The sequence below is a fragment of the Sulfobacillus harzensis genome (assembly GCF_012933365.1).
In the GTDB taxonomy this organism is placed as follows: Bacteria; Bacillota; Sulfobacillia; order Sulfobacillales; family Sulfobacillaceae; genus Sulfobacillus_B; species Sulfobacillus_B harzensis.
Genome location: NZ_JABBVZ010000018.1, coordinates 46886 through 57028 on the forward strand (window position 1 = coordinate 46886; position 10143 = coordinate 57028).

Genomic DNA, 10143 nt, shown 5'->3' on the forward strand with positions numbered 1-10143 from the left:
ATCACCCCCCAATGAGTGCGGACCACGTCGCCGGGCCCACCACGCCGTCCACCGCGAGGCCGTGGTCCTGTTGGAAAAGCCGCACGGCGAACTCGGTCAGCGGCCCGAATTGGCCGTCCGTCGCCAGCGGCGTGTTGAGGGTGCCCGACTTATTGAGCAGCTCTTGAATCGTTACGACACAGGTACCCGAGGAGCCCACGGCCCACGTGCGCGACTGACAGGCACGGCTCACGTAGTTGGCGCTGGACCCGGACGGTGGGGCGGAGGCCTTCAGGATGGGCGTTCCCCGAGATGTGAGGCCCTTCAATTGCCCCTCCCGCGCCAGCGTAATGAGACGGCCCATTTCTGCCGCACTCACCCCGGGAATACTCACCCCGGGGAACTGGTTCGGCACCAGATTGGCGAGAAGACTGGGCACCCCCGCATTGGCGGGGTTCAGCTGCAGGATGCCGTTTGCCAGCACACCGGAGATGGCCCCGGCGAACCCTTTCGCCAGGAGCTGCAGGCGGCCCACTTGCGCCGCGCTAAGGCCCGGCAGGGAGACCGCCGCGTCGTGCTGCAGGGCCGTGAGGCGCTGCTGCGGGGAGGCGCTGGCCGGGACCGCGGGCACGGTGGACGCGGGGTGCCCCGTCGCACGGCTCGATGTCCCGGCCCCGGCAGCACTCCCGGGTGTCGATGCGGCCTGGGCCGAGGAGGAGCGCGTCAGCATATATGCCACGGCCCCAATGCCTGCCAACCCGAGGAGCATATCGCCCGCTTTGGACATGGGTCGGTCCCTCCTTTACGCGCCGAGGGCCTTGAGGTCCTCTTGAATCTTCGTGAGAATGGTGCCCGTGGCCGTCTTCTCGAGCGCCCTCAAATGCGCAATCGCCGACGTCTTCGCTTGCGGCACGGTTTTCCCGGTCATGTACCAGAATTCCGCCTCCGCGGCCGTCGCGACGCCCGGTTGGGCGAGCAGGTCCGTCGCCCCGACCGCCAGCGCAATGCCCAGCGCCAAGGCAATGGTGCTGCCCGCGCCGCCATGCGCTTGGTCGTTCGCACTGCCAATGGGCTCGAGGATATACGCCTGTGCCATGTCCCGTCACCCCCTAGGTAATCGCCGTGCCCGACGCCGTGACACCCTTCAGCTTGCCTTCTTTGGCAAGCTGTTGGAGATACGCCACATACGCGGCCGACCGGCCGGGGATGGAGACGGGGGCACCCGAGGCCAGCAAACTCACCTTCTCCGCATTGCTAGCGGTCGAGCTCAACTGCACCACGCCATTCGGCAAGACACCGCTGACGGCATTCCCGTGCTGTTTGACGATGCTGACCACCTTGCCCGCTTCGGCGGCCGAGAGACCCGGGAGGCTGACGCCTTCGCCCACAGCATTCGCCCGGGCAATGGTCTGGGCCCGCGCTTGGCTCCCGACCTCCGCCCCAATGTGAACCACCCCCGAGGGCAGCTTGTAAATGGGGTTCTGCAGGTTGGTTGGGGTAAAGGGCTGGTTCGGTTGCACCGACGGGTAATCATTCGGATTCGTCGGGTTCGCCGGTGGCGTATAGGGTACCGCGGCTGTCACGCCAATCGACCCCTGACCCACCGTCCTCCCTCCGACGCTGCAGGTGACCGTCACCGCCCATTGCCCCGCCGAATTGGGCGTAAAGGTCTCCTGCGACTGGGCCGTGGTATTGGTCAGCGTCTGGTTGACCGCCACACTCCCGGAGGGCGAGCGGATGATCCATTGCCAGCTCACCGAGGGGGCCGAGTTGCCCGTGCTGGTCACCTGTGACAGGTACGTCGCCAACGCGGTCGATGAGGCCGTGACCGTGGTGCTCTCGCTGGTGGTCGGGGATGCCGGATTGGCCGCCATGGCCAGGGTCTGCCCCGTCGGCAGGGTGGGCTGCGTCGGGGTGGTCGTGCTGGGGGCCGGTTGGGTCGTCTGCGAGCTGCCCGTCCCGCTGCCGCCGTAGTTGTTGACGTACACGACCGGGCTTCCGGCGCCCGTGGTGACCAACAGCGGCTGGGATGGCGGACTTTGCTGGCCGTTGATGTTGACCGCCGTGCAATACACTTCGTACCCCGTGTTGGTCTGGAGCCCGTCGATGACCGCCACGTTGCTGGGGCTGGTGGCCAACAACAGGTTGGTGCCGTATTGGTACCAGTTATACTGCGTCGCCCCGGTCACCGCGGCGCATTCCACGGTCACGCTGGTGGCCGTCCCGCCGACCTGCTGCAGTTCCACCGGCGCCCCGGGCACCCCGAGCGACGGGGAATAGGACCCGCTGCCGGTGGACGTGGTGGTCGTGCTGGTGGATGCCGTGCTGGCCGCGGACGACCGGCGCATCAAGACCAGGGCGCCGAGGCCCGCCGCCCCCAGCAAGAGGAGGCTCGGGCCGTGCCCGGCCGCCGGATTCGGCGCGTTGTACTTCGTCGTCGTGGAGACCGCCGCCGGTCCCAGATTATCAGCTGCCACTGGTTGTCGCCCCCCCGAGATTAAATTTCTGCTGGATGTAACTCTTGACCTTCGCCACATCCTGCTGCCCTGTGGGTGTGAACAGCGCCCAGATGACCCCGCCGGCCACCAGCAAGGTCATGAGGGGCGACCCATGCGGGGCGCTGGGGTTGGGGGCCTGATACTTCATCTCCGTCACGACCGACGCGGGTCCGAGATTATCCGCCATCCGTGTTCCCTCCTTACCCCTTCGCGGGTGTCGTCTGCACGGTGCCGGCCTGCCGGGCAATCGGGTGCGTCGCCGGCACCGGGGTGGACCCGGTCGGGGCGACGTTCGGATGGAGCAGGAGATACGCCGCGGCCCCGAGGCCGACAAAGACCCACGGGCTCCCGTTGGTGACGCCGGAAATCGTGCTGGTGACCCCGGCGCCAACCCCGCTAATCGTCTGGCCGATGCCACCTCCGATACCGCCGACCAACCCGCCCAGACCGCTACCGAGGCCTCGACCGATATCGCTCAGGTGCCCGCCGAAACTCATTTGCTTCTTCGCCACATCCGGTCCCCCCTATCACGCATCAAAAAACGGCGAGCCCGAAGGCCCGCCGTCGTCCGCGGTTCATCTACCGCCATTATAGCACAGACCCCCGGGTTAGCCGTGCAGGAAGAGGTCCCGCGCCTGACCGAGTTGCCGGCGAAACCAGACATCGTGCGTGAGGAGGACCGACCCGACGTCGGGACGCTGCCAGGCGATGGCGTTGATCAGGGCATCCCACTCGGGATCCCCCGCCTGCTGCAGCTGTCGGATGCCCTCCGGCCCAATATACCCCCGGGCGAATTTCCGGGCCAACGCGGAATACTGCCCCATGATAATGGGCGCCACGGCGGTCTCCGACTGGGCCATCTGCTCCAGCTGGGGCACGGACTTGTCCTTCAGCCACTCCAGGACCACGCGCAACATCCACGGCGGGGTCAATAGCCCACCTCCTGCGGCCAGAGATCCATGCCGGACGGATCACTGACCGGGGGGACCATGGCCGCGTCCGGCGCGGCGGGGGCGGGACCCGCCGGGGCGGGTGTAACCGGGGCCGCGGCGGGCCCGGCGTTCGGGTCCGTAAACGAGGCGCCGCACTGGGGGCAGGTGCCCTGCGCTGTTCGCTGTTGGACGAACTTCGCCTTACAGGCGTGGCATTCGTAGCGCACCAGATTGTCCGGGGTGCCCACGGTCCTGGGGGCCGCGGCAGCCGGCTGGGCGGGGGCTCCGCCCGGTTCCGGCTTAATCATTTCCGTAAAGCCGCCAAAGAGCCGCTGGGTGTTCTCCTGCTGCGCTCGGCGCTCCTCCCGCTCCGCCTGAAGCTTCTCCCGCTCGAGCTTGAACTGCTCTTTGGTCTTCCATACCTCGATGTCGATGACGTTCTCCCGGTTGCCCTCGGACTCCAGCTCCTCCTTGATCATCTTCCGCATTTCGAGATATCCCTGCAGCGGGTTGGATTGCAGCTTCTCGAGGAGGGCCGTCTGCGCCAATTGGTCGAAGGCCTGCGACCGCTGGTCCGCCTCGGGCTTCAGCTCCCGCACCAGCTGCATGGCCTTGGTGAAGGATTCCATGGGGTCGGCCGGGGCGTTGCCCTTGAGCAGGGCGGTCAGGAGGGCCGTCTGGCTCTTCTGCTGTTCGGCGAGATACGTCCATATGCCCTTATCGGCGGGGGCGTCGCCCTCCGAGCCGCCGAAGACCTCTTTCAGGGCCTTCATCCCCATGGCGTACTTCATGATTTGGTCCATCATGTCGGGCTGGCTGGCCTGCGCCCCTTGCCCGAGGTTCTGCACCTGTTTCGCGAACTGGTCCATCAGGCTGCCCATAAGGCTTTTGCCCAGTTGGCTCCAATCGTCGGCCGGGGCCGTCTTCTCCGGGATGGCCCCTTCAAGGGCGTCCGCCAGCCGCATGCCCCGCTTGTCGTCCATTCGGTCTACGCTCCTTCCTGATGGGTTCGGGCCTGCATCCGCAGCATCCGGGCCCAGACCGGGTCGTTGGCTTCCACGTGTTGGGCCATCTGCTCCAGAAACTGGGACGCCGGCATCGCTTCCGCTGTACTAATCATCGACTGCACCATGAGCGTGCGTTCGGCGGCCGTGTACTGATGCATGCGATCCTCCGCCATTTTCCGCACGAGCGTATGGCACGCATGCCGGTACACGTCCAAGACAAAGCGCACAAAGTCCTTGGTGGACCAGGCATAGGGCTGGTCGTTCTCATCCCGGAAGTCCCCGCGGAGAATATTGAAAAAGCTCAGGGCCCAGAGCGGCCACTGCACCTCGAATCCCACCACTTGGTCCTTGGGGTCGCCGGGTCCCAGCGACTCGACCGACTGCCGGGTTTTCTTGATTTCCCCGCTCATGGCCGGGTCGCTGCCGCCCAGGGGTTGGGGCTGGCTCATGGGGCGCGGACTGGATGGGGCTGGGGTCTCCGCATCCAGCGGCATCGTCTCGGCATCCGGTGGGGCGGGCTTATTCTTCTTGCGGCTCCGGTCCGGCCTCTCGATGATGCCCAGTTTTTCGGCCGCGTTGCGGTTGATGGATCCACTCACCAGAATTTCGCCCGTATCGGTGTCGATGAGGCCCAAGGGTTGATGCTCTTGGCGCTTCATGTGCTGGCCGGCGGTGAGAACATAGCTGCCGCGGCCTTCCTCCGGCCACGCCTGGCCACAGTCGGCGCAACGCCACTCATAGGCCATGTTTTGCCTCCTCTCAACGACAAAAGGCCCGCCCCCTTCGGGGCGAGCCGTCGTCTACTCGCAGTTTCAGTATAGCACCTCTGGCACATCAGGGAAGTCCCCAGACCGGATCAGGTGTTCACCGGGTTTTCGCCAGACGCGGGCATGGGCGTCAGGGCATCGGCGGTCGGGGCAGACACCGGGACGTCTCTGGGGTTATCCCGGTGCGACCCACCTCCCCGGCGTCTGGGCCGGATACCAGACCGCCGTTGTCCCGTTGGACTACAGTGTGGCATCACGGCTCTGATTTGGGGCAAGTCCCGGGTGTGGAGTCTGAGGGACCCTGAGCGGGGTCCTGACCCTGCTACGACGGAGTGATAGGGGTCCCGTTTACCCACTTGAACCCTCGCCACTTGGCTATCGGGTCGTAGGGAGGCGTATTGCGCTCGCTTAACGCATTCGTCAGCACCGGGTCGAGCTGTTGCAGTGTGTCGGCCAGCCATGTGTCGAAATTCCCTCGGTGAGGGGGAGGAGCCGGAACCGTCTCGGTCACCACAAAATGCCGGTCGGGATTCCCATGGGCGTCAACCTTGGTGTCATCCAACAGGATGGTTACTTTCGCCTCGGTCTTCGTATACGTCACATTCAACAGCTGGAACATGGAATTGCCTCCTCCCTAAGTCGCAAAGACATCGACGGTCACGGTATCCTCCGGCACATAGTTGCCACTGATATACGCATTGGACGCCGTGACGCCGCTATCGCCCGTGACAGCCATCTGCCCTGAAGTGATGGACGTATCGGTCGCCGTGACGGTATTGGTCGCCGCGCCTTTCAGCGTCCCGGTGAGGTTGCCATTACTCGCCACCACCAGCGACAGCGTGACATCGGTCGCGGTTTCATCCGTGACGGATGTCGTCGCCAGCGTGGATACGGTCCCGGCATCGTATTTGATGAGGTTCAGGTTCGTCCCAACCCATTCCACTTCGTAATAGGTATCGGAGGTGTTTTGGTATTCGACGCCGATGGTGGAGTGTACTCCCACTACGGCGCTAAACTCTAATAACGGAGGTAACTGGATATTTGATCCATATCCCCCAGAGGCCCCCGGCCATAGTCCAGCAGTTGTTGTGTCGTTGTCCGAAATATCCGTGCCTAGGGTGAATGTTACAGGCCCAAGGGTTAATGTCGGTGCCGTTGAATAACTAGACCACGAAATAGACGATAAGTTATTGCCTGTATAATAAAATCCGATCCAATAGGTATTACCCGGGGACAATGTGACAGGTGATATCAATGTCAGATTCAAAAATCCTGTGGCCGAAGGGATGGCGGCTTCGGATGTTTGGGCGAGTATGTTACCTGAATTATCCCAAATAAAATATTGTGTACTATCACCAGCGCCGCTAAATTCAAATCCAATGCCCGCAATAGTACAAGTATACGAAACGGTAAAAGAGGATGCGAAATTGCCCGCATGATCTACCGTGGATTCAGGGGCTCCCCCCGTGAAGTTTCCAGAATAATTATTATCTACCTGATTATTCGCCACCGCAAACCCCGCCTGCAACGTCAAATTCTGAGGCTCCAATCCCGTGAGCGCATTCTCCAGCAACGTGGTAGGTGTCGTCTCGAACGTGGCTCCGGATGAGGAATAGGTCACACTCCCGCTTTCCACACTCCAGTTGGTCCCCGAGGTCAGCGCATCCGTGAAAATGGTCGAGGCCGAGGTGACTTGCGCGGTGAGCACCACCTCTACATTGGAGAACGACTGCCGCGACGAGGTCGTGCCTTCCGCATAGAACTCGCCATCGGGTCCATTGTACTGTGTGAGCGATGGGGCCGCGAGGGCGGTGTGGCGATTGTAGGGCGTGGCGGATGCGGTGTACGTGTAGCCGTAGGCCGAGGTGCCCTCGAGGATTACCGTCTCGAAATACCCCGTGGTGTCCCCGTTCAGAACCGCCGTGACCGATTCCGTGTTGGCCAGGTCCGTTACTGGTATGGTGATAGCCCCCAAGTACACCAAGCTGTTCGTCTGGACGGGCTTGCCAATGTTCACCGTCCCGGAATTGACCACGACTTCCGTCCCTGACGCGAGCGTGGCGTTGATGGTGGCGTTCGTGACATTCGCATCCACCGTCCCGGACACCGGGACTAGCGCATTGGTGATGTTGGCATCGACGGTTCCCGACACGGTGGCGTCGACGTTGCCCCCAACATCGACGGTGGCATTCGTAATGTTGGCGTCCAACGGGGTCCCGATGCCCGCACTCCGGACGATGGTCAACCGGTCTCCGGGGGACGGGGCGACGGGGAAATCGTCTCCGAACATGACCGTCGTCTGGGCCGGCTGGGTGGTCGACGTGATATCGGCGACCGTCGTGTTGAACGCCCCGTAGTCGGCCCCGGGGCCCACGCCGCTCAGCGCACCGGATGTAAACCGTACCAATGCGCCGAGATAATGGGGCTGCAGCGACGCCGCAATATAAGGTACCGCGCCGGCGGGGTTGGCGAGGACGACGGTGCAGCTGTTGGCCCCCGTCACCTCGTTGACGGCCCACACATCCGTCAGCGGGCCATAGGCCGCCAACGCTTCTTCGACGTCGCCGGGTCCTAACGTGCTCATGATATCCCTCCCTGGTTCAGCATCTGAACGACTCCCTGAAGAATCGGGGCCATCACACTCTGATAGGTCTGGGTCGAGACCAAGACCCCGCTGAGTACCACCGTGGCGGTGGTGTCCGTCCAGTCCCCATTGGCGAAGGTCACCGTCACACTATGGGTGACGACGGACTCCGCCGCGAGGAGCACGCCTTCATCGTGCGTGAGGGCATAGTTCTCGAGGACCGGCTGATTGTCAACCACCACCGTCGCCGTCACCGCGGCCGCGTGCCGGCGGCTCTCCACGGTGAGGGGCTCCAGCAGCACGAGAACCTGTTCGGTGGGCACCGCATACGCGAACGTTTCCGCCCCCTGCGCCGTCACGATGAGGGGCTCGCTAATGAGTTCCAGCGTCGCATCGCCGAGCGCCTGGGCGGCGAGGTAGGCCGCGGTGAGCGCCTTGGGCGTCACGGGTTGCGTGAGGGTAATGCCCCCGGCACCGGTCGATAGGGTGGATGGACTGGTCCCCGCGGTCGTCTTGCGGAAGGCGACCACCGGGGCCTGGGTTTTGATCGTCGGCCCGACTTCTGGAGCGCCGGTCTGTTGGGCGATTTTCTGGATCTGTTCGGCTTCGGTGGGGAAGAGTGCTGCGAAGAGGTTGCCATCTTGGGCCACGCGGATCGCCTCCTTTGGGTTTATGATAGCAGGTTGGCCGATTCGGGCTTGTCGGGCTCCGGGGCCGGAGGCGGGTCAACGAGGCCCTGCAGCAGCAACAGGCCGCGGTGGAAATAGGCGTCCAGGTATCGTCGCTGCATTTCCCGAATCTTCTCGGCCAGCAATGCCTGGTAAACCTCGTCGCTAAGTGTTACCGTGATGCGCATTATCACCGTCTCCTCTCTCAATCTCCATGCGCCGCGTTTCCGTCGTGTGGCAGCGATCACAGGCGCGGATGATGAGCCAATAGCCGGGGCGCTTGGTGCGATACGTCCACCACCGATGGCCCCGCCAGAGGCACTGCCACCGTCGCCCCATTAGTCGGCCGTCACCGCCGCGTGGAAGGCGTTGCGCTCGGCGGTTGTGCGGTTCCGGTGATGGCCCCAATGCCCTTCGTACTCCGCGAACCACTCGTTCCGGCTGGCCACCCAATGGATCTTGATGACGGGCTCTTCTTTTGTCGCCTGCCATGCCTCCACCGCCGGCAACAGGTAGCACGGGTCGGTGAAGTCGTGGGGTCGCGGCCCATACTTCATCCGGATAGACGGAAACTGAAACGCCCAACACAGGTCATCATCGAACCCAAGCTTCACCAGCGTCTCCGCGATTTCGCGATTCAGGCGGTCCTGGTCTTGGTCAGTCATGGGGCACCTCCTCGTTATCGTCCAAGATGGCCTGAATCGTCGCGAACGGGTTCGCATCATCGCGGTCGCGGAGGACCGCTTGAATCTGCGCCTGTTGCCCCCGCAACCGCCGCACTTCGGCAATCAGTGCGGGCATCGCGTCGCGGGCCGTGGCAACAAAGCGCACATCGTCCTTGGCCCAGTTGGCGTACCACTCGCCATACGCATCTGGGGCGACGCGGGGAATTACCGATTTATTCGGTTCCTGTCCGCCGACCAGATCTAAGCCGTCCCAGCTCCACGGCCCCGGCGTCGCGGCATCACACAGGGCTTGCCAGCGTTCCAGTTCCTCGTTGGTTATCATTAGCTCACCTCCTCCAGCGCGTCCAACAAGGCCGGATTGTTCTCAATCAGTTCAATCACGTCTTGCATGGCATCCTCACGGTCACGGCCAGCCTCCGTTACTTCATCCACGATGTCGCGAATCGCCAACAATGTTCCCACGATGACTTGCTCCCAATGTCCGTACATGATTCTCTCCTCCGTTCTGCGCCACGCGGGCGGATAGTCCCGCACCGGATGGTCAGCGTGGTCGATGGCCCCCCGCGATCACCGCTTGAATGGGGGACATCTTCACCCGCCTCACGGTGGCGCCGGGGTAATAGTGCCGCGCCGTTGCCTCGCTTTTAAACACCGGCAAAAATCCATCGCCAAACCGGGCTTCGACGGTATCAATGGGCACGGCCAAGTCCGGCGCGTCCGCTGGGTAGACGCGGACATCGCGCCAGTCCCGAATTGCTGCGACGACCAACAATCGACCGTCCCAACCCTCTGGATCAAACATCGTACACCACCTCCCGGAAATTGCATTCGCTCTCCACCAGCACCAGCGCCCCGCAATGCGGGCACCCCGCCGTGTCGGCCCACCACCAGCCGCCAGGCGGCAAGACCGCATCCCACGTCACCGGACTCCAGTGGCCACACTTCGGGCATTGCGCTTCCCGCTTCTTCACGAAGGACCCTCCCCTTTCTCTAGCACCCGAATCGACAGCGCCGCCACGCCG

Annotated in this window: 17 protein-coding genes; all 17 read right to left on the reverse strand. The window is 63.5% G+C overall.

Features of this window, described 5'->3' with window-relative positions; translation table 11 throughout:
• Position 1: 1 nt before the first annotated feature.
• Positions 2-766 (reverse strand): peptidoglycan-binding domain-containing protein, encoded by a 765-nt coding sequence (locus tag HIJ39_RS23665; protein ID WP_207711534.1) that lies wholly within the window; start codon positions 764-766, stop codon positions 2-4.
• 15 nt (positions 767-781) lie between these two features.
• Positions 782-1075, reverse strand: coding sequence for a hypothetical protein (locus tag HIJ39_RS07570; protein WP_169098301.1), 294 nt, complete (start codon positions 1073-1075; stop codon positions 782-784).
• A gap of 13 nt (positions 1076-1088) precedes the next feature.
• Positions 1089-2456 carry a hypothetical protein gene (locus HIJ39_RS07575; RefSeq protein ID WP_169098303.1) on the reverse strand — a complete coding sequence of 456 codons (1368 nt, stop codon included), beginning with the start codon at positions 2454-2456 and terminating at the stop codon, positions 1089-1091.
• A complete protein-coding gene (locus HIJ39_RS07580) occupies positions 2446-2664 on the reverse strand; it encodes a hypothetical protein (protein ID WP_169098305.1) in 219 nt (72 codons plus the stop codon). The genes HIJ39_RS07575 and HIJ39_RS07580 overlap by 11 nt, the downstream gene beginning before the upstream one ends.
• Before the next feature lie 13 nt (positions 2665-2677).
• Complete coding sequence (locus HIJ39_RS07585) at positions 2678-2989, reverse strand: hypothetical protein (protein WP_169098307.1); 312 nt, start codon at positions 2987-2989, stop codon at positions 2678-2680.
• A 96-nt stretch (positions 2990-3085) separates the two neighbouring features.
• Complete coding sequence (locus HIJ39_RS07590) at positions 3086-3409, reverse strand: hypothetical protein (protein ID WP_169098309.1); 324 nt, start codon at positions 3407-3409, stop codon at positions 3086-3088.
• Positions 3406-4392: a hypothetical protein gene (locus HIJ39_RS07595; protein ID WP_169098311.1), complete on the reverse strand. Its 987-nt coding sequence runs from the start codon at positions 4390-4392 to the stop codon at positions 3406-3408. Before HIJ39_RS07595 ends, HIJ39_RS07590 begins: the two co-directional genes overlap by 4 nt.
• Before the next feature lie 5 nt (positions 4393-4397).
• Positions 4398-5162 carry a hypothetical protein gene (locus HIJ39_RS07600; RefSeq protein WP_169098313.1) on the reverse strand — a complete coding sequence of 255 codons (765 nt, stop codon included), beginning with the start codon at positions 5160-5162 and terminating at the stop codon, positions 4398-4400.
• 343 nt (positions 5163-5505) lie between these two features.
• The gene (locus HIJ39_RS07605; protein ID WP_169098315.1) at positions 5506-5802 is read right to left on the reverse strand and encodes a hypothetical protein; all 297 of its coding nucleotides are present in this window, start codon (positions 5800-5802) and stop codon (positions 5506-5508) included.
• A 15-nt stretch (positions 5803-5817) separates the two neighbouring features.
• Positions 5818-7767, reverse strand: coding sequence for a hypothetical protein (locus tag HIJ39_RS07610; protein WP_169098317.1), 1950 nt, complete (start codon positions 7765-7767; stop codon positions 5818-5820).
• Positions 7764-8417 carry a hypothetical protein gene (locus HIJ39_RS07615; protein WP_169098319.1) on the reverse strand — a complete coding sequence of 218 codons (654 nt, stop codon included), beginning with the start codon at positions 8415-8417 and terminating at the stop codon, positions 7764-7766. The genes HIJ39_RS07610 and HIJ39_RS07615 overlap by 4 nt, the downstream gene beginning before the upstream one ends.
• 20 nt (positions 8418-8437) lie before the next feature.
• A complete protein-coding gene (locus tag HIJ39_RS07620) occupies positions 8438-8623 on the reverse strand; it encodes a hypothetical protein (RefSeq protein ID WP_169098321.1) in 186 nt (61 codons plus the stop codon).
• A 150-nt stretch (positions 8624-8773) separates the two neighbouring features.
• Positions 8774-9100: a hypothetical protein gene (locus HIJ39_RS07625; protein WP_169098323.1), complete on the reverse strand. Its 327-nt coding sequence runs from the start codon at positions 9098-9100 to the stop codon at positions 8774-8776.
• On the reverse strand, positions 9093-9443 hold the full coding sequence (locus tag HIJ39_RS07630) for a hypothetical protein (RefSeq protein WP_169098325.1): 351 nt from the start codon (positions 9441-9443) through the stop codon (positions 9093-9095). The genes HIJ39_RS07625 and HIJ39_RS07630 overlap by 8 nt, the downstream gene beginning before the upstream one ends.
• The gene (locus HIJ39_RS07635) at positions 9443-9610 is read right to left on the reverse strand and encodes a hypothetical protein (protein ID WP_169098327.1); all 168 of its coding nucleotides are present in this window, start codon (positions 9608-9610) and stop codon (positions 9443-9445) included. The genes HIJ39_RS07630 and HIJ39_RS07635 overlap by 1 nt, the downstream gene beginning before the upstream one ends.
• A gap of 52 nt (positions 9611-9662) precedes the next feature.
• Positions 9663-9923, reverse strand: a complete 261-nt coding sequence (locus HIJ39_RS07640; protein ID WP_169098329.1) for a hypothetical protein — start codon at positions 9921-9923, stop codon at positions 9663-9665.
• Entirely contained in the window at positions 9916-10092 is a 177-nt protein-coding gene (locus tag HIJ39_RS07645) for a hypothetical protein (RefSeq protein ID WP_169098330.1), read from the reverse strand. Before HIJ39_RS07645 ends, HIJ39_RS07640 begins: the two co-directional genes overlap by 8 nt.
• Between the last annotated feature and the right edge of the window lie 51 nt (positions 10093-10143).

Bases quoted from the DNA above. Each gene is read 5' to 3' on its own strand.
- HIJ39_RS23665 (WP_207711534.1), bottom strand. From the start codon at position 766: ATGTCCAAAGCGGGCGATATGCTCCTCGGGTTGGCAGGCATTGGGGCC.
- HIJ39_RS07570 (WP_169098301.1), bottom strand. From the start codon at position 1,075: ATGGCACAGGCGTATATCCTCGAGCCCATTGGCAGTGCGAACGACCAA.
- HIJ39_RS07580 (WP_169098305.1), bottom strand. From the start codon at position 2,664: ATGGCGGATAATCTCGGACCCGCGTCGGTCGTGACGGAGATGAAGTAT.
- HIJ39_RS07595 (WP_169098311.1), bottom strand. From the start codon at position 4,392: ATGGACGACAAGCGGGGCATGCGGCTGGCGGACGCCCTTGAAGGGGCC.
- HIJ39_RS07600 (WP_169098313.1), bottom strand. From the start codon at position 5,162: ATGGCCTATGAGTGGCGTTGCGCCGACTGTGGCCAGGCGTGGCCGGAG.
- HIJ39_RS07605 (WP_169098315.1), bottom strand. From the start codon at position 5,802: ATGTTCCAGCTGTTGAATGTGACGTATACGAAGACCGAGGCGAAAGTA.
- HIJ39_RS07610 (WP_169098317.1), bottom strand. From the start codon at position 7,767: ATGAGCACGTTAGGACCCGGCGACGTCGAAGAAGCGTTGGCGGCCTAT.
- HIJ39_RS07620 (WP_169098321.1), bottom strand. From the start codon at position 8,623: ATGCGCATCACGGTAACACTTAGCGACGAGGTTTACCAGGCATTGCTG.
- HIJ39_RS07625 (WP_169098323.1), bottom strand. From the start codon at position 9,100: ATGACTGACCAAGACCAGGACCGCCTGAATCGCGAAATCGCGGAGACG.
- HIJ39_RS07630 (WP_169098325.1), bottom strand. From the start codon at position 9,443: ATGATAACCAACGAGGAACTGGAACGCTGGCAAGCCCTGTGTGATGCC.
- HIJ39_RS07635 (WP_169098327.1), bottom strand. From the start codon at position 9,610: ATGTACGGACATTGGGAGCAAGTCATCGTGGGAACATTGTTGGCGATT.
- HIJ39_RS07640 (WP_169098329.1), bottom strand. From the start codon at position 9,923: ATGTTTGATCCAGAGGGTTGGGACGGTCGATTGTTGGTCGTCGCAGCA.